General features: G+C 50.5%; 17 protein-coding genes. 12 read left to right on the top strand and 5 right to left on the bottom strand.

From position 1 onward, the window contains the following. Window positions 1-14: 14 nt before the first annotated feature. From M3194_RS04770 to M3194_RS04755, 4 genes are read right to left on the bottom strand one after another with little or no spacing between them, the layout of a single operon-like run. Window positions 15-920, bottom strand: a complete 906-nt coding sequence (locus tag M3194_RS04770; RefSeq protein WP_251651938.1) for an RraA family protein — start codon at window positions 918-920, stop codon at window positions 15-17. Window positions 921-957: 37 nt separating this feature from the next. Next, complete coding sequence (locus tag M3194_RS04765) at window positions 958-2,343, bottom strand: mandelate racemase/muconate lactonizing enzyme family protein (RefSeq protein WP_251651936.1); 1,386 nt, start codon at window positions 2,341-2,343, stop codon at window positions 958-960. Window positions 2,344-2,393: 50 nt separating this feature from the next. Then, window positions 2,394-3,137 carry an SDR family NAD(P)-dependent oxidoreductase gene (locus M3194_RS04760; RefSeq protein ID WP_251651934.1) on the bottom strand — a complete coding sequence of 248 codons (744 nt, stop codon included), beginning with the start codon at window positions 3,135-3,137 and terminating at the stop codon, window positions 2,394-2,396. Further along, window positions 3,134-3,931 carry an SDR family NAD(P)-dependent oxidoreductase gene (locus M3194_RS04755; protein ID WP_251651932.1) on the bottom strand — a complete coding sequence of 266 codons (798 nt, stop codon included), beginning with the start codon at window positions 3,929-3,931 and terminating at the stop codon, window positions 3,134-3,136. The genes M3194_RS04760 and M3194_RS04755 overlap by 4 nt, the downstream gene beginning before the upstream one ends. A gap of 250 nt (window positions 3,932-4,181) precedes the next feature. Here M3194_RS04755 and M3194_RS04750 point away from each other — a divergent pair, with 250 nt between their 5' ends. From M3194_RS04750 to M3194_RS04695, 12 genes are all read left to right on the top strand, one after another. Further along, entirely contained in the window at window positions 4,182-4,835 is a 654-nt protein-coding gene (locus M3194_RS04750) for a GntR family transcriptional regulator (RefSeq protein ID WP_251651930.1), read from the top strand. Window positions 4,836-4,884: 49 nt separating this feature from the next. Further along, entirely contained in the window at window positions 4,885-6,024 is a 1,140-nt protein-coding gene (locus M3194_RS04745) for a helix-turn-helix domain-containing protein (protein ID WP_251651928.1), read from the top strand. Between the two features lie 50 nt (window positions 6,025-6,074). Next, on the top strand, window positions 6,075-7,067 hold the full coding sequence (locus M3194_RS04740; protein WP_251651926.1) for a mannonate dehydratase: 993 nt from the start codon (window positions 6,075-6,077) through the stop codon (window positions 7,065-7,067). A 189-nt stretch (window positions 7,068-7,256) separates the two neighbouring features. Then, complete coding sequence (locus tag M3194_RS04735; protein ID WP_251652144.1) at window positions 7,257-8,213, top strand: carbohydrate ABC transporter permease; 957 nt, start codon at window positions 7,257-7,259, stop codon at window positions 8,211-8,213. After that, a complete protein-coding gene (locus tag M3194_RS04730; protein WP_251651924.1) occupies window positions 8,210-9,046 on the top strand; it encodes a carbohydrate ABC transporter permease in 837 nt (278 codons plus the stop codon). Before M3194_RS04735 ends, M3194_RS04730 begins: the two co-directional genes overlap by 4 nt. A gap of 48 nt (window positions 9,047-9,094) precedes the next feature. Next, window positions 9,095-10,408 carry an ABC transporter substrate-binding protein gene (locus tag M3194_RS04725; RefSeq protein WP_251651923.1) on the top strand — a complete coding sequence of 438 codons (1,314 nt, stop codon included), beginning with the start codon at window positions 9,095-9,097 and terminating at the stop codon, window positions 10,406-10,408. Window positions 10,409-10,705: 297 nt separating this feature from the next. Next, entirely contained in the window at window positions 10,706-12,304 is a 1,599-nt protein-coding gene (locus M3194_RS04720) for a xylulokinase (RefSeq protein ID WP_251651922.1), read from the top strand. A 127-nt stretch (window positions 12,305-12,431) separates the two neighbouring features. Next, entirely contained in the window at window positions 12,432-13,529 is a 1,098-nt protein-coding gene (locus M3194_RS04715; RefSeq protein ID WP_251651921.1) for a GntR family transcriptional regulator, read from the top strand. A 97-nt stretch (window positions 13,530-13,626) separates the two neighbouring features. After that, window positions 13,627-14,319, top strand: coding sequence for an L-ribulose-5-phosphate 4-epimerase (araD, locus tag M3194_RS04710; RefSeq protein WP_311289707.1), 693 nt, complete (start codon window positions 13,627-13,629; stop codon window positions 14,317-14,319). Window positions 14,320-14,475: 156 nt separating this feature from the next. Next, window positions 14,476-16,101 (top strand): spore germination protein, encoded by a 1,626-nt coding sequence (locus M3194_RS04705; protein ID WP_251651920.1) that lies wholly within the window; start codon window positions 14,476-14,478, stop codon window positions 16,099-16,101. A gap of 15 nt (window positions 16,102-16,116) precedes the next feature. After that, the gene (locus M3194_RS04700) at window positions 16,117-17,241 is read left to right on the top strand and encodes a GerAB/ArcD/ProY family transporter (protein ID WP_251651919.1); all 1,125 of its coding nucleotides are present in this window, start codon (window positions 16,117-16,119) and stop codon (window positions 17,239-17,241) included. Then, complete coding sequence (locus M3194_RS04695) at window positions 17,228-18,415, top strand: Ger(x)C family spore germination protein (RefSeq protein WP_251651918.1); 1,188 nt, start codon at window positions 17,228-17,230, stop codon at window positions 18,413-18,415. Before M3194_RS04700 ends, M3194_RS04695 begins: the two co-directional genes overlap by 14 nt. On the opposite strand, the gene M3194_RS04690 is transcribed toward M3194_RS04695, so the two are convergent. Continuing rightward, window positions 18,402-18,926: a hypothetical protein gene (locus M3194_RS04690; RefSeq protein WP_251651917.1), complete on the bottom strand. Its 525-nt coding sequence runs from the start codon at window positions 18,924-18,926 to the stop codon at window positions 18,402-18,404. The genes M3194_RS04695 and M3194_RS04690 overlap by 14 nt on opposite strands. Window positions 18,927-19,053 lie beyond the last annotated feature (127 nt).

Below are 19,053 nucleotides of genomic sequence, written 5' to 3'. Positions count from 1 at the left end.
CAATAATCGAGGTCCTATAATCGAACATCGCTGGAAGGGCCGCTGTTTTCATTGCGGCGCGCTTCTTCGAGCTCTTGCTCCCAGGTCAAATGCCGGTAAGGCGCGGCGGCTTTGTCCGTGTCGAACCATTGCATGAAGTCCTGCCACATGGGCGTTGTCCAGGCGGCATCGATTTGCGCCGTCGTATACGTGCTGCTGTTCAGGCGGGCAAAGCCAAACACGTCGCGGACCTGCGATTTCTCCGCGTGGGTTGCGGTCAGCTCGGCCAAGTGGGCCGGAATGAAGATAACGCCTGACGGCGTGCCTAGCACGACGTCGCCCGGGAGGCAGACCGCCCGGCCGATGCGGGCGGGAACATTCATGCCAACCATCGTGACGTCGGCGATCGCGGTCGGATCGCTGCCTCGATAGAAAACATTAATGTTCTCGATTTGCTGAACCTGCTGATTATCCCGTATGCCGCCCCAAATAACGGCTCCTCCGGTCTTGGTGCGGGTTGATATAGCGGTGGACAGGTTGCCGCCCACGTAGGTGCCCTGATAGATTTTATCGAACAAATCAATGACAACGACGTCCTCTTCCTCCAGGCAGTCGATAACCCATTGGTTAAAGAAGCCTCTGCGATCCTCCTGCTCATGACCGTAATTCAGCAGCGTGTCATGCAAATCGGGACGTTTAGGCACCATAACGGCCGTAACCGCGCGGCCGACCATGATCTTGTTCGGATGAATGATCTTGAAATCGCCTTCGAATTGATAATGATACCCTCTGGACCAAAGCGGCCCCCATGCTTCCTCAAGCGTAATTCTGCTTAATCTTCCGAGCACGCTGGACGGCACTTTGGGACGGCCGTCCGGGAAGCGCTCGCCTTCCCATAGCGGAGACAGCTGGATGGTATCTTCGGCATTATTGAATTTCATATCGAACACCTCGCTTTATATGATAAATGCTAACTGTTTAGCTCCATAGACGGTCATTGGACCAATAGCCGTTCCACTCGTCGGTAGGGAGCCATAGTCCGGGAATTTCGGGGTGCAGATGCTGGGCAATAACCTCGTCGTTAAGCGCTTCGATGCCAAGACCTGGCGCGTCGGGCACATGAATGAAACCGTTCTGGACAAGCGGCTTTGGCAGCTTGCTGACAATCAGATCATCCCACCACTCGACATCGACGGAATGGTATTCGAGCGCCAGGAAGTTTTCCGTGGCGGCTGCGGCATGTACGGCCGCAAGGCAGGCGATAGGGCTCTCCGCCATATGGATGGCCATCGCAACGCCGTATTCCTGGGCCATGTCGCCGATTTTTTTCGTTTCCAGGATGCCTCCGGTCGTCAGCACGTCGGGATGAATGACGGATACGCCGCCGGCTTCCAGGAGCGGCTTGAAATTCTCCTTGAGATAAATGTCCTCTCCGGTGCAGATGGGGGTCGTCACCATGCTTGCGAGCTGGGCATATTGATTCGTGTATTGCCACGGGATCATGTCCTCCATCCAGGCCAAGTTGTATTTTTCGATTCGGCGTCCCAGCCTGATGCAGTCCTGCAAGCCGATGTGTCCGAAGTGGTCGATGGCAAGAGGGACCTCGTAGCCGATGACCATGCGAACGTCGGCCACGTATTGCTCCAGCATGTCGAGCCCTTTCTCGGTTACGTGAATGCCCGTAAACGGATGAGCGATGTTATAAATATCGTAGTGGCGGTTGCGTATTTCCCGCAGCTCCTGCTCCGTGTAGTTCGAATGCTTGCGGGAATACCAGGATTTGGACAGAGCTTTCATTTCCCCCAGAAAGCCCAGCGGGGCGCTCAACGCTCCGGGCTCATGGAGGATTTGATTGATGCCAAGATCCATCTTGAGGAAGGTAAACCCTTGTTCCATTCTTTTTTGCAGCGCCAAGCCCATGGCTTTCCCCGTATCCTTGCCGTCGACGTCGGTGTCGCAGTACATGCGGATACGGTCGCGGAACTTGCCGCCCAGCATTTGATAGATCGGCATGCCGTAGGCCTTGCCGGCGATATCCCAGAGGGCAATCTCTATGCCGCTTACGCCGCCGCCTTGCCGGGAATGTCCGCCAAATTGCTTGATTCTGCGGAACAGCTTGTCGATATTGCACGGATTTTCGCCAAGAAGCCTGCTTTTGAGCTGAAGGGCGAACTGTTTGTCGGCGCCGTCGCGCACTTCGCCGAATCCAACGATGCCCTGGTTCGTGAATACTTTGATCAAGCTGCAATGCATGGGAGCCCCTGCAATATCGGCAAACCGAATATCGGTAATGCGAAGCTCCGAAGGTTTGGAGTAGGTGTTGACATGTGCTAACGTGCTTTCATAGGTTTCCTGTTGGGTCATGGGCAGGGCTCCTTAAAGTAAATTGGGTATTTGATAGAATCGACAAGCGATTATAGCAACATGCTTGCACCATCGAGTCGAATGGTGGAGCCTGTCATAAACGAGGTTTCGTCTGAAGCCAGATAGCAGGCCAGCGATGCGACGTCCGAAGGCAGCCCGACACGTCCCAGGGGAAATTTCTTGCGGCTGGGATTACGATGGGACGCTTTGAATTTGCCGACGTCGATCGCTCCGGGCGCAATCGTATTTACCGTAATGCCATAACGCGCGAGCTCGACGGCGCTTTCTCTGCCGAGCATTTTGATGCCGCCTTTCGACATGCAGTAGACCGCGTCGAAATCGGTGGGTCTTTTGCCATGGACCGAAGAGACGTTAATAATGCGGCCGAAATTCCGCTGCTTCATATAAGGAATAACCGCCTGCATGCATTGCCAATACCCCTTGAGATTGATGTTCATGACGCGGTCGTATAGCTCTTCGGTATAGTCGAACCAATCGAGATTAAGCTGCAAAGCGGCATTGTTGACGAGAATATCGATGCCGCCGAGCTCCGCCGCCGCCCGATCGACCATGCGAACGATCTGCTCCCGGTCGGCAACGTCGGCCTGCACGATCATGGAACGGCCGCCAAGCGCCTCGATTCGTTGCATCGTGTCTTTGGCTCCGGCATCGCTGGAATTATAGTGAACAGCAACCTTTGCGCCGCGCTTTGCGAGCTCGCAGGCAATGCCTTTGCCGATGCCCGTTCCCGCGCCCGTGACAAGTGCCGATTTTCCTATCAGGCTTTGGTTCATTGCGATCGCGTCTCCCCCTCGGCAGGCTTGTTCATGCGATGATCCATATAATGGAGGAGAAAGCCGCCGTCGAGCCGAATATCCGCTCCGTTCAAATAATTAGCCTGCTCCCCGGCAAGGAAGAAGGAAAGATCTGCCAAATCGCCGGCGGTTCCGAGCTTCGCGGCGGGTACCTTGTAACGGTAATCCTCATAAAGTCCCGAAAGATGACTCTGAAAAGCAACGTCCGAGCCTTCAACGGGGCCCGTCTCAATCACATTGACGCGGATGCCGGACCGGCCGAGAAACAGTGCTGCTTCGCGAGCCAGCATCTTTACGGCGCCTTGCGAGGCGCTGTAAGCAAAGGACGCTCCGGTCGGCTTTTCGCTATGAATGGAGCTGACGAAGATAACGCTGCCGCTGCCCCTCGCCGCCATCCGCTTGCCGAAGGCCTGGGTGCAGAAGAAGGCGGATTTGGCATTTCTCCGCATGATTTCGACAAATTCTTCCTCCTCGCAGCTTTCGACACTCGCGGGTCTTAAGCAGCAGCAATTGTGAATCATGACGTCTACGGGGCCAAGCTGCTTCTCGGCCTGATCAAGCATAGCCGATAAGTCGCGGCTGCTGCACAGATCGGCATGGGTAACGAGCGTCTCTGAGCCCGCGGCTTTGCAGGAAACAAGCACGTCTTCCCACTCCTTGTCATCTTGAAGACTGTTCAGAATCAGGTCCGTACCGCCTTGGCTGAATCGCGAGATAAGGCTTTCGCCGGACCAGCTGTCGGCATCCGCGATGAAGACTACTTTCCTGGGCAAACCGTGTACACCTCCTCATGAATCATGGATTTCCTCTGGTCACCGACTTGCGTTACATGACCATCTTACCGAGCGATTGAAACGAAAAGCGATACCGTAAAATTATGATTTTGTTTGTTTTTTTACGGTCGGCGATCCGAAATGAAAGCGATTTATTTTTATCTTGACAATCCCCTTTGAAGCGAATAGCATCAAATTATCGATTATCGATAATCCATAAAATTCCCAAATCTCAAGGTGGTGAGAGCCCGTGTCCAGCAAAACAGCCAGTTCAGAGCAAAGTCCAATCTCTCTAAGCGAGCATGTCTACATCACCTTGAAAAGGCAGATTATGAAGGGTGAGCTGTTGCCCGGACACCGCATGATCGTTCTGGATATCGCCAAACAATTCAGCGTCAGCCAAGCACCGGTAAGGGAAGCGCTCGAGAGGCTGAAGCAGGAAGGACTCATTGTTGGCAAGATGAATAAAGGATCTGCCGTCTCCGAGATTACCGCCCAGGAAATACGGGACATTTACGGGCTCCGGCAAATGGTCGAGGGACACGCGCTTCGCGCCACGATGAAGGTATTGGACGAGAAGGATATTGCATATCTTGAAGGCGTCATTGACGGTATGCGGGAAGCAATCGATCAAGAGGATCCGTACCGGCTGGTCGAGCTGGATATGCTCTTTCACGGCTACTTTTATTTGCGAAGCGGGAATGAGCTGATGTACGACATTTGGAACAGCATCAAATCAAAGATTATGCGCTTTATTACCGTCACGAACAAGGATCACCCGGGCTACACGCTTTCTGACTCACATACCGAGCTGTTGGATCTTATCAAATCGGGCGACGTCGATCTTTCGGAAACGAAGCTGATAAGGGGATTGGATTTCTATAAAAATTACACCGGAGAGTAGCTCTGGAGCCGCAGATACGTATTCATCCTTTCTCAAGAGAGGAGTGTCGATGATGAAGCAAGGGGTAATGGTTCGTGCCAGAACGCTGAGCGACCTGCTCCCCGGCACGGCCGGCGATATGAAGAGGAGCCTGGAAGAGAACGGGCTCCACGCTTATTATGCTTACCCGGCTCTGGCGCTGTTTAGCGTTCATACCGCAGAGGTTGATTTGTGGTCCCGAAGATACGCTGTTGATGAACTGTATGCCGTCATCAAGCGTCACGGACCCGGCAACACGGCTGTCCTTCCGGATGACAAGGGGCATGTCGGAGTCATTTTCTCGTGGGACAACCGCGAATCCATCACGGAATTATACCGCAGCATTTGCAACCAAGAGCATGGCTTCCATCTTCCGATCGCGCTTGGCATCAGCAATCCTTACCCGCATCTATCTGATCTGCATCACGGATACGAGCAAGCCCTCCTCGCCACGCAGCACCGATTCTACCAAAATCATTCGCAGCCCATTTACTTCAGCAGCATCACCGAGTACGCACACGATACCGAATATCCCAAAGAGGTGGAGGATGAGCTTCTGCATCTCCTGACGGGACACTTGATGACCAAATCCTCAGCAACCCGGCTAGCTGTGGAAGGCTTCTACGAAAGGTTGACCCGATACGGTCCGCTGCCGGTCAAAAAAGTCGTCGACGCAACGCTTCAGCTTCTGGTCAGCCTGCAGCTTCGGGTCAAATCCGCATTTGGCCAGCCCCATCTATGCAGCACGCCGGATATTACGGCGCTCATGCAGCTGCAGACGCTGGAGGAATTGAAAGACAAGGTGTTCGAAGCGATCAAAGGAATGGGAGGGAAGTCTTATGCCTCCGACAGCCTTAATCGCAACCTAATTAAGAAAGCGGTTACATTAATGGAGGAAGAATACGATAAGGCATCACTTCATTACGTGGCCGAAAAGGTATTTATTACTCCCGCCTACTTAAGCTCCTTATTCAAATCGAAAATGGGCGTCACGTTTATCGAGCATCTGACCTGCATTCGAATCTCGAACGCCAAAAAACTGCTCAAGCAAACGCATCTGAAAAACTATGAGGTCGCGGAACGGGTCGGCTATCAAGACTCCCGTTACTTCAGTCAAATTTTCAAAAAGAAGGTAGGTTTGTCGCCAAGCGAATTCCGCGATGCGAATTGAATGAAACCAACCATCGCGTTAATAACGAGATCATAGGAGCGTGTTCCGTTATGAAATTAGCCGAGTTTTTCACTTCCCATCCGAATAAGCTATGGCATTTGGCCAAGCAGATGGGCGTTGATTACGCCGTAGGCCCGCTGCCGAAGGAAGAGAACGGGATGAAGCCTTGGGATTATATGAATCTGCTTCACATGAAGCAGCGTTACGAGAATCATGGCATCCAGCTGCTAGTTATCGAATCGGCTCCGCCGACGAACAAGATCAAGCTTGGCTTGCCGGGGCGCGATGAGGAAATTGAATGGATGGGGCAGCTTATCGCGAATATGGGCGCTCTTGGCATTCCCGTCCTATGCTACAATTTCATGGCGCAATTCAATTGGTTCCGCACGTCGACAACAACGCGCACCCGCGGGGGAGCGCTTGTGTCGAGCTACGATCATTCCTTAATGCAAAGCGCGCCGCTGACGGAAGCGGGCATCGTGACGGAAGAGCAATTGTGGGACAATCTGCGTTATTACTTGGAGAGAATTGTGCCGATTGCCGAGAAAGCCAAGGTCAAGCTGGCATTGCATCCCGACGATCCGCCTATAAGCCCGATTCGCGGCGTATCGCGTATTCTCCGAAACAAAGAGGCGCTGCAGCGCGCGATCGATCTGGTGCCGAGCGAATACAGCGGAATTACCTTATGCCAAGGCACGCTGGCGACCGCCGGCGAGCATATCCCGGATGTCATCCGCCATTTTGCGCGCCAGAACAAGTTATTCTTCGTGCATTTCCGCGACGTCGTCGGCACGCCGGAGAACTTCCGGGAGACCTTCCACGATGACGGCAAAACCGACATGTACGGGGCGATGAAGGTGTATTATGAAGTCGGATTCGACGGTCCGTCGAGACCCGACCATGTACCCACAATGGAAGGGGAAGACAATACGAATCCGGGCTACGAAACGCTTGGACGTCTATACGGCGTAGGCTACATAAAAGGCTTGATGGAGGCTGCCGCGGCGGAAAAACGCCTAACTGCCGGGGTTAGTACGGGATAGCCGTTCAATAATAGACAGAAAGCTATGCATGCTGCGGCTGCATGGCTTTTTTTATGCCCGGAGAGGCTTTTTCAAGCCCATCAAGAGTGTAAAAAAACAAACCAATTCATAATTCTATCGCATGTACAGATGTAAGCGATTTCAATAAAATGAGCCTTATAGATGCTGCTGAAAGGGGATGAACGTGAGATGAAGGTTGAAGCTGTGCATAAGCCAGCGGCTGCAAAGCTGCGACTGGCGAAGAAGAAGGTCAAAGGCACAAACGATAACAACCTGGCAGGCTACATTTTCATTTCGCCTTGGCTGCTTGGTTTTTTGCTTCTTACGGCATGGCCAATCATCCAGTCTTTTTATTTGTCCTTCACGGAGTATTCGCTGCTTGAAGCTCCGACCTGGACCGGAACGGATAACTACGCCAACATTTTTTCAAGCGATAACGATTTTAAGACGTCGCTTAAGGTCACCTTTCTGTTCGTGTTGTTTTCTGTTCCGCTCAAGCTTTTCTTTTCGCTCATGGTCGCGATGCTGCTGAACAAAAGCTTGAAAGGCATGAATCTTTATCGGACGGCCATTTATTTCCCGTCTCTCATTGGCGGGAGCATTGCCGTATCGGCGCTGTGGCGCAACATGTTTAATCTGAACGGTTATTTCAATCATGTGCTTGCCTGGTTCGGCATCGAAGGCGTCGGATGGATTACCAATCCGCATACCTCGCTCGGAACGCTCATTTTGCTCAATACGTGGCAATTTGGCTCTACGATGGTTATCTTCCTGGCCGGTCTGAAACAGATTCCAAATGAGCTTTACGAATCGGCATCGGTCGACGGCGCTTCGAAAGTGCGGAAGTTTTTCCACATTACGCTTCCGATGCTGTCGCCGGTTATGTTCTTTAACCTGGTGCTGGGCATTATCGGCTCCTTCCAGATGTTCACCTCCGCATTCATTATTACGCAGGGCGGTCCAATCAATTCGACGTATATGTACGCGCTGTTCCTCTACGATAAGGCATTCAAGCATTATCAAATGGGGTATGCGTCCGCGCTCGCCTGGATTCTTCTCGTCATCGTAGCGCTGATGACCGCCATTAACTTCCTGGTATCGCGCTATTGGGTATTTTACGAGACGGATGGAGGGAAGCAGAAATGAACAAAACGCTCAGAAATAATCCCGTTACCAGGCATCTGCTGCTGATTGTGTTCTCCCTCCTGATGCTTTATCCGGTCATTTGGTGGGTTGGCGCTTCGCTCAAGACAACGGCCGAGATGAGCTCGCCTTCCATCTGGCCCTCCACGCCGATGTGGGAAAATTACACCAAGGGCTGGCAGTTTTCCCCCGAATTTACGTTTGGACGTTTCTTCGGAAATACGCTGCTTATGGAGTTCTGGAACGTGCTGGGCGGCGTTCTCACCAGCGCGATCGTCGCATACGGCTTTGCCCGTCTGAACTTCAAGTTCCGAGGCGCGTTATTCTCGATTCTGTTGCTTACGATGATGCTTCCGGGGCAAGTAACGATTGTTCCGCAGTATATTCTCTACAATAAGCTGCAGCTCATGGACAGCTATATTCCGCTCGTGCTGCCGCATTTCTTCGGCGGCGGCGCGTTCTTTATCTTCCTGCTCGTGCAATTTATACGGGGCATTCCGCGAGAGCTGGACGAAGCGGCCAAAATCGACGGGGCTTCCGTATACGGGATTTTCTTCCGGATTGTTTTGCCGCTTATTAAGCCCTCCTTGGTAACAGTAGCCATATTTACGTTCATATGGAGCTGGGACGACTTCTTCGCGCAAATGCTGTATTTGAATTCGGTAGGCAAATTTACGGTGGGTCTGGCCCTTCGCATGTACGTGGATCAGTTCGAAATCCAATGGGGCAGGCTGCTCGCGATGTCGCTGCTTTCGGTTTTGCCGTCCGTCGTTTTGTTTTTCTTCGCGCAAAAGCATTTCGTCGAGGGAATCGCAACAACGGGCTTAAAGGGATAGCTGCTTGGCAGATTCAGCTTCAAAATACAGGGTAAAGGGGAAACGAGGATGAAGCAAACGGTATACAAAGGATTGACGTTATTGATGCTTTCCGCGATGCTGGCACTGACGGCTTGCGGGAGCGGGGGCTCAAATAAAGGAGAATCGAACGCTCCCGGCGACAATGGGGATTCCAATGCTCCGGTGAAGCTCAAAATCATGTGGCAAGGTGCGGATATCAGGCATCAGGCGATGCTGAAAACGCAAGAGGTCTATACGAGCAAAAATCCATCGGTAACCTTCTCGCCCGAATACATGGCATGGGATGATTATTGGAAGAAGCTGCCGACGCTGGCTGCTTCCCATTCGCTGCCGGATGTGCTTCATATGGACGGGGCATACATTCAGGAATATGCGACTAGAGGCACGCTGGAGGATTTATCGGACATCGATCTCACCGGGGTCATCGACGAGAAGACATTGGAAAACCTGAAAATAGGCGGCAAGCTTTACGGCATTCCGATCAGCCGGAACGCGCAAGGCATGGCGTTCAACAAGGAAGCGCTGGAGGCTGCGGGCATCGAGCTGCCGAAGAAGGACTGGACGTGGGATGAATATTTCGACTTTGCGAGAAATGCCCGCGCCAAGCTTCCGGATGGCGTCTACCCGATCAGCGATACGGATACCTGGGACTTTTACCAATACTATCAGATGTCTTTCGGCAAGGGCTCGATTATCCAAGAGGAAGGCAAGAAGTTCAACCTGGACAAAGAGCTGTTCATGAAGTTCTATGGCATACACGCGGAATTCCGCGAGAAAAAAATCGTTCCTCCCGCGGACATGGTCAGCTCCTTTAAGGAAAACGATCCGCAGGCGGATCCGATGGCAAGCGGCAAAGTGATGACGCGAGGCGCAACGGTTGGTTCGGTAGGGGCCCTTGAGCAGTTAATGCCCGGCAAAATTGACGTCGTTAATCTTCCGGTCGGCCCTGAAGGAGGCGGTTGGGCGCAGCCAACCATCTTCCTGAGCGTAAGCACGGATGCCAAGCACAAGGATGCGGCGAAGGCTTTCATCAAATGGTTCGTTACGGATAAGGCAGCCGGCGAAACGTACGGCACGAATTTCGGCATTCCGATCTATGACGAGATCTATACCGCGCTTGAGCCTACCTTGGCGCCAAAGGAGAAGCTCGGCAAGAAATTATACGATACGTCGATTGATAAAGCGATGCCGTTCTCCCCGGCTGCGGCAGGGTGGACGGAATGGATAGACAACTACAAGAAAACGATGGATGCCGTTATGTTCGGCCAGAAATCGATCGAAGAAGCTTATAATGAAATATCCAAATCGGGCAACGCGATTGCGGAGAAGAGCGGGAAATAAGCGAAGTCGCGGCTTTTGAACTGTGGGGCAACCGCTAGCCGGGAGGGATGAGCGCCTGGCTGCGTTATTGAGGCTGCGAATGGCTTTATCAATCGAATAAAAAAACGGAAAATCCTCAGGATCTCCTGGGGATTTTCTCGTAGAAATGTATAGGAGAGCAGTGTTTCTTTCTCACCGTCATGATAGGAATTAAACATGTACATACAAGTTGAAGGGATGTTATACTATCTACAGACAAGTTATTAGAAAACGAGACTGGCTTTATTCTAATTAATTAACCATGACGGAGGCACAAACATGAGTCTTGATGTGAGAGAGGCTATAAAGAACGGAAAAACGGTACTTGGTATTGAGCTGGGTTCAACCCGAATTAAAGCAGTTCTCATCGGTGAAGACAATACGCCGATTGCATCGGGCAGTCATGACTGGGAGAATAGCTACGTTAATCATATTTGGACTTATAGCCTGGAAGATATTTGGAAGGGTATCCAAGACAGCTATCAGAAGATGGCGCGTGACGTAAAGGAGCGTTATGGTGAAGCCCTGCAAACCATTGGCGCTGTCGGTTTCAGCGGCATGATGCACGGCTACATGGTTTTTGACGAAGCGGGCAACCAACTGGTTCCTTTCCGCACATGGAGAAACAACATGACGGAGCAAGCGTCAGCCAAGCTGAGCGAGCTGTTTAATTTCCATATTCCGCAGCGGTGGAGCATTGCCCACCTTTACCAAGCCATTCTTAACGGGGAACAGCATATCTCCGAGATTCGCTCCCTCACTACTCTGGCCGGGTACATTCATTGGAAATTGACCGGGCAGAAGGTGCTTGGCGTTGGCGAAGCATCCGGCGTATTCCCTATCGATATTCATTCAAAAGGCTTTAGTTCTGCGATGGTGCATCAATTCAATGACTTGATTGCAGACAAGAATCTTCCTTGGAAGCTTGAAGATATTTTACCTCAAGTGTTGGTTGCGGGCGAGAACGCAGGGGTCCTTTCGGAAGAAGGCGCCAAGCTTCTGGATGTTACGGGCGTATTGGGGGCGGGCATACCGTTCTGTCCTGCCGAAGGGGATGCGGGAACAGGCATGGTCGCAACAAACAGCATTGCTCAGCGTACGGGTAATGTCTCTGCCGGAACCTCCGTATTCGCTATGGTTGTTCTGGAGAAGGAATTGTCCAAAGCCTACGACGAGATAGACCTCGTTACTACGCCTGCCGGCGATCTGGTTGCGATGGCTCATTCCAACAACTGTTCGTCCGATCTCAACGCTTGGGTTGGTTTGTTTGACGAGTTTGCAAAGGTAATGGGCTTGGATGTTGACCCGAATAAGCTATACGGTACTTTATATAACTTGGCCCTGCAAGGCGATCCGGACGGCGGCGGACTGCTAGCGTACGGTTACCTTTCCGGCGAACATATGACTCATTTCGAAGAAGGCCGTCCACTGTTTGTGCGTTCCTCCGAAAGCAATTTTAACCTGGCGAACTTCATGCGCGTTCACTTGTTTACGGCTCTTGGGGCTCTTAAGATCGGGATGGATATTCTTCTTAAGCAAGAGGAAGTGAAGCTGGATCAGATCTTGGGCCATGGCGGCTTGTTCAAGACCGAAGGCGTAGGTCAGAAGATCATGGCGGCTGCCCTGAATGTGCCGGTCTCCGTTATGGAGACAGCCGGGGAAGGCGGGGCATGGGGCATTGCCTTGCTCGCCTCTTACATGATCAACAAGAAAGACAATGAAACGCTGGATGCGTATCTTAACGAGAAAGTGTTTGCTGGAAAAGCCGGCTCGCAGGTCTCCCCGGATGCGAAGGATGTGGAAGGCTTTGAAGCCTTTATGAAACGGTACACCTCGGGACTTGCTATTGAAAGAGCCGCAGTTGAATATTTGAGATAAATAAATGATCCGGAGCAAGTAAATAGAAGCCATGATTAGAGCCAGGAGTGGTATTTCCTGGCTCTGATTTGTTAATCTATACTCATACTATAGAATCGTACAGACAAGCTAGCAAAGGGGCAGGCTCATGAAAGAAAAGACATTGCCGAAATACATTCAGCTTAAGAAAGAAATATTGGCGTGGCTTGATACGGGAAAGCTTCAGCCAAATGAGCAGATGCCATCCGAGAACGAGATATCCGAGCAGTTTGGACTCAGCCGGCAAACGGTTCGCCAAACGCTCGGGGAGCTGGAGAAGGAAGGAAGATTGTACCGTCTGCAAGGAAAAGGAACCTTTGTAGCGGAGGCGCGGGACAGTGAACAGCGTACGGAAACGCAAACCATCGGCCTTGTAACAACGTACATATCTGATTACATTTTCCCGCATATCGTTCGGGGAACGGAAGCGGCTATTCGCGCCAAGGGCTACCGGTTACTGCTCTCCAGCACAGACAACGATAAGGGCAGGGAGCGGGAGAGTTTGTCCATGTTAACCAGCCAGCCGCTAAGCGGCTTGATCATCGAACCAACAAAAAGCGCGGAAGGAAATCCGAATCTCGCTTATTTTCTTGCGCTTAACAACCGGCGTATTCCTTACGTGATGATCAACGCCAGATATCCGGAAATCAGCTGTCCGTCTCTCGTCATTGACGATGAAGAAGGCGGCAGTACGGCGGCTGAGCATTTACTCGAGCTGGGACATCGCCGGATCGTCGGATTTTTCAAAACGGATGATCAGCAAGGGGTATTGCGGCTTAAAGGCTTTATGCGCGCGCATCAGCAGGAAGGCTGTCTGCTGGCTCCCGAATTCGTTGTCGCCTATCGAACAGAGGAGAAAGCGGTTAAGCCGATTGCAGAAGCGGCAAGGCTCCTGGAGCTTCCGGAGGACGAACGTCCAACGGCCTTTGTTTGTTACAACGACGAGCTTGCTCTGCAGCTGCTGGAGGTTATCCGGCAAGCGGGTCTATCCGTACCGCAGGATATATCCATCGTTGGATTTGACGACTCCCCGCTTGCAACGGCTTCGGAAGTGAAGCTGACCACTCTTGTTCATCCGAAAGCGGAGATGGGAGAGGATGCCGCAAGCCTGCTCATCGAGTTGATTGAAAGCGGGGGAGCTTCCGTTCCTGCTTCTAAAATATACAAGCCAAGCTTGATTGTTAGAGATTCGACCCGCAAGATGTAATGACAAGTCGCATAGTCAACCAAAATAATTGTAGAAAACATGTACGTACAAGTGTATAATGACAATGAAAATGAGGTTTGACGAAAGGATGAGCATCGTGCTGGAGCGGTTAAAGCAAGAGGTTTTGGAAGCTAATCTGGATTTGCCTAAATACGGACTTGTTACCTTTACTTGGGGAAATGTGAGCGGTATCGACCGGGAAAGCGGCCTTGTGGTCATCAAACCAAGCGGGGTGCCGTACGATAAGCTGAAGCTGGAGGATCTGGTTGTCGTTGATCTTGACGGTAACAAGGTGGAGGGAGAGCTCAAGCCATCATCGGATACCCCTACGCATCTTGTATTATATAAAGCATTCCCGCATGTTGGCGGGATTGTCCATACGCATTCCCCGTGGGCTACAAGCTGGGCGCAAGCCGGAAGAGGAATACCGGCGCTTGGAACAACTCACGCCGATTACTTTTACGGAGAAATTCCGGTCACCCGGGCAATGACTCGCGAGGAAATCGAAAATAATTATGAGCTGGAAACGGGTAACGTGATTGTTGAAACATTCAAGGATAAAGATCCGATGAAGATTCCGAGCGTACTTGTGAACAGCCATGCCCCATTCAATTGGGGAAAAGACGCTCATGAAGCCGTGCATAATGCCGTCGTTGTGGAGGAAGTGGCCAAAATGGCGCTGCATGCCTACCATTTAAACCCGGCACTTCAACCGATGGATCAAGCGCTGCTTGACAAGCATTTCCTTCGGAAGCATGGAGCGAATGCCTATTACGGTCAAACCAAATAATATAGAACGCAACAAAGACAACTTCTTTCCGTTATTCGGAGGGGAGTTGTCTTTTTTGTTGCCGGTTTAAGTCCGGTTCAGTTGGAGGCAACTTCTGTATAATAAAAGCTAAATAAGGAATATTATTCATACTGAGATTTAAAGGAATGATTATTGATGTTATCTTCTATCAAATCGCATATTCCGGGTTGGGAGGTGTTCTTCCAGGCTCTCCTTACTCTTGCAGTTCCCATAGTAATCTACCGGATATACGCTGCGCTTAATACCCTGGCGAAAGACAAATCGGGTTCTGCTGAGGGGGTAAGCCAAACTACCTATTCAGGCACAGAAGAACTTCCTGATCATCCGTTTTCTCGAGATTATGATAACAACATGAACAGAGTCAGAGAAGCAATTGGAGCAAACAGCGATGTCATTATCCGCGAACTAGCTGTGGGAGACTCCGAGGTCCGTGCTGCTCTCGTTTTTGTGAAGGGCATGCAGGAAGACCAGTTGTTAAAAATACAGATTATGCAAATGCTGCTCGAAGCTCCCTTCGGTCAATCCATATCCAATTTGATCGATCGCATACCTACCAATTCGGCTCATACGACTTCTTCTATGGATGAATTCACTCAATCCATTTTGTTCGGCTATATGGCTCTGATTATCGATGGCCATAGCGAGGGCCTGCTGATCAATCCGCCCTGCGGACCTTCCCGGGATATTACCGAGCCGTTATCCGAATCTCTGCTGCGCGGATCGCGAGTAGGCTTTACGGAAGAGCTGAACATGAACACGGCCATGATCCGAAAGCAGGGTTTGACTGGTAATTTGCAAATCAGGAGCTATAGGGTAGGCGATACCATTCAGAAGGAATTGGCGATCGTATACTTGAACGACATCGTTAATCCTGATTTACTGAAGGAAGTTCATGCTCGTATAGAGAGCATTAAGATTGATTTTGCCGCAGAGTCAGGTTCCATTGAACAGCTAATCGAGGATAACTATTTAAGTCCGTTCCAGCAAGCACAAAATACGGAACGTCCTGACCGGGTCATAGCCGCATTATTAGAGGGGAAAATCGCCATTTTACTCGACGGCACGCCATTTGCCCTTATCGTTCCCGTTACGTTCAGCATGCTGCTGCAATCCCCGGAGGATTATTTCGAGCGCTGGCTGCCGGGTACGTTATTGCGCATGCTCCGGTTTTTGGCAGCTTTTATTGCGGTGATGGCACCTTCTTTATATATCTCTTTTATCTCGTTCCATCCCGGGCTAATCCCGACGGAGCTGGCTTTGACGATTATCGAGACCCGCCAGGGCGTACCGTTTCCGGCCTTGATCGAGGTCATGATTCTGGAAATCTCCATCGAAATTTTGCGGGAAGCCGGAATCCGGCTGCCAAAGCCGATTGGACCCGCAATGGGAATCGTTGGAGGTCTTGTTATTGGCGAAGCAGCGGTCCAAGCAGGGATTGTGAGTCCGTTTCTGGTTATCGTCGTAGCCGTTACGGCCATTTCATCCTTTTCCATTCCGGTATACAGTGCGGGAATTACGCTTCGGATGCTCCGGTTCGTGGCTATGCTGTTTGCCGCTATTTTAGGCATGTACGGTACCATTTTGTTTTTCTTGCTCGTCTGCTGCCATCTATCCAAGCTGAAGAGCTTTGGCGTTCCGTACCTTACCCCCATCACGCCTTACCGGCTTAGCGACTGGAAGGATTTCTTTGTGCGGATGCCGATATTCCTGATGAACAGAAGACCCAAATTAATGAAAACGAAGCAAAACAAACGCAGGTAGAATCGAGGAAAGCTTATGTCTGTTTCGAGATCATTTGTTGAGCCGAATGACAAAATTACATCTTCGCAAGCTGCTATTGTTTTAAATAATACGATGCTGGGAGCGGGGATTCTGACGCTGCCGAGGAGTGTCAGCGAGTCGGTAAAGACGCCGGACAGCTGGATCTCTGTTCTTGTCGGCGGTATCATCGTCATGCTCGTTGTTGTGATCATGCTCAAATTAAGCCTAAGATTTCCGGGCAAGACCGTTTTCCAATATACGCAAACGATTATAGGCCGTTACCCGGGCATGGTATGGTGCCTGATGTTGATCTTGTATTACGTCGTTATAGCAGGCTTTGAAATTCGAGCGATGGCGGAAGTGACGCTATTTTATCTGTTAGAGGGGACTCCCATATGGGCCATAACCATCCCGTTTATTTGGCTGGGTGCCTATCTGGTGCTTGGAGGGATTAATTCGATTGCGCGGGTATTTCAAATCGTATTTCCCATCAGCTTGTTTATTCTGATTGTGTCGTACCTGCTTAGCTTGAGATTGTTTCAAATCGACAACTTAAGGCCGGTTCTGGGTGACGGGATCTATCCGGTTATCCAGGGGCTGAAATCAACCGTTCTTGTCTACTCGGGATGCGAGGTTGTAATGACCTTGGTCGCTCAATTAGAACATCCGAAACAAGCGCTAAAAGCCATGCTGACCGGAATAAGCATTCCGGTTGGTTTGTATTTTATTACGATCATCATGGTGATCGGGGGACTGTCCGTCGATTCGGCGGTAACCAGTACATGGCCGACTATTGATCTGGTACGGAGCTTTGAAATAACGGGATTTCTGTTTGAGCGCTTCGAGTTTCCTTTATTGGTCATATGGCTGATGCAGATGTTCTGCAACTATTGCAGCTTCTTTTATAATTCGTCATTAGGGCTGTCGCAAGTGTTTAACCTCTCATACAAAGGGGTCATTTTTGCTTTAGTGCCGGTGATCTTCATCGTGACCATGATCCCCAAAAATATTAATGAAGTGTTTGAGCTTGGGGACTCGATCGGCTACTCAAGCATTCTTCTGTTTCTCCTTTTCCCCGTAACGCTCTCTCTAATTGCTTTAATGCGATTCAAAGGCGGCATACAGTATGAGAAGCCTTAAGCTTGTATTCATGCTGCTGATGGTTATGGTTGTAATCACCCAATCGGGCTGCTGGAGCAGCAATGAAATAGAAGACCTTGCTATCTACGCGGGGATGGCATTAGATGAAGGCGAAATCAGTACGACGGAGAGAGAATTTGAAGAGAAAGGCGGAGCTTACTCCAAACAGAATAAAATCACGGCTACCGTCCAAATCGTCCCCTTAAAGGCCGGTTCGAAAGGAGAAGTAATGGGCAAGACTTCTCCTTACACGAATATTACGGGGGCAGGCGACTCGATTCTGGAGATCTTCCGACAGTTTTCCTTGCGGATGAACAAGCCGATTATTGGCCATCATTTGAAAATTATCGTGATTTCCTCACAGCTGCTGCAGCATCGAAGCATTAAGCAGATAACGGATTTTATGCTCCGCGATAATGATATTCGGCCAAGCGTAAAGATTTTCCTTAGCTCGGAGAAGGCCATGCAGACGTTAACGACAAAAACGCCTGACGAGGTTCCTTCCTTCTACATCAACGATATCGTTCAGAACCAATTCCGGACAAGCAAAATAATGGACCCTGTCCTTATGACGGATTTGGATGCTCTAATGCATTCTAAGCAGAGCTTTATCCTGCAAAATATTATTCGGGCCAAAAAACAGATTGAGTTCTCGGGAGCGGGTATCATTAAGGGAGATTCCGGCAAGTGGATCGGAACCTTAACCCAAGAGGATGTGGAATGCATCAACTGGCTTACAAATGCCGGATCGAGCGGCGTCATCAAAACAAAGAACGAGCAGGACGAAACGATGTCCTACGAGATTAAAGAAATGAAAACCCGCGTTCGGGTTAATAGGGGGGGCGATGATCGGCTTGTCTTCCAGGTCCGCATTGAAGGCAAAGGCCGGATAAGCGAGGATTGGAGCGTGGAGGACAACCCGGCGTCCGATGCCTATCAGACAAAGGCTGAGAAGTTATTCCGGGAGAAGCTGACGAGCATGATGGAGCATCTTCTATCCGCCATGCAGTCCAGGTACAAGGTGGACGTGGCCATGTTCGGTGAAGCCGTGAGAATACAGAAGCCTCATATATGGAAAGAAGTAAAGGCGAATTGGGACGACACGTTCAGCAAGTCGCGGATAAACCTTAATATTGATTTGCAAATTACGGAATTTGGTTCTACGACAAAGTAACCGAAAGGGCGGCATCCCGAGCGGCGTTGTGAGCCAGTCTATGCAAGTAGTTGTTTTTCTTATGTTTGCTAATATATTTGATCTGAATGACGATATCGGGGAACAAACGATTGAAGTTGGCTAATGCGGTTAGTAGTTCTTGTCTTCCAGGTTTCTCTTGGAGTTGCGAATGCGAAAGCAGATGCGAAATGCGGATGCAGTCGGTATAGATGACGGCGATTTTTGGCTGATGCTCTAAGCTGGCGCTTGCTGCAGCAAGCGTCTCCAGGCTGAAAATAATCGCCATCATTTCGCCGTAGTTTGAACCCTGATCGCTTGTGATCGGCAGTCTTGTGGCGGATACGCTTATCGTTTGGTTAAAGACGGTACAACAAGCTGCGCCGTAAACATTATGCGAAGCGAAGCCGGAGTAATCGCAATACAGGAACATGGTTCCTGTATTCAGGATAAGTTGTCTTAATTTAGGGCTGGCATACGCTTTGCTGACCAGCGGGTTATGGCTCAAATCCATGCTTGCATCTCCTAGAAACAAAAGGTACGGAGGTAGGGTATTCGATCAGCATTAACGGATCGGCTATTTTTTAAACCTTTACCCATTTAATGGCTTTTGCACGCAAAAAAACAGACTGCCCGGCTAG

It is taken from the genome of Paenibacillus glycanilyticus (assembly GCF_023715145.1).
Taxonomy (GTDB): Bacteria; Bacillota; Bacilli; order Paenibacillales; family Paenibacillaceae; genus Pristimantibacillus; species Pristimantibacillus glycanilyticus_A.
The sequence above is the reverse complement of the archived record's forward strand: the minus strand, read 5'-3'. Positions and strand labels throughout refer to the sequence as shown.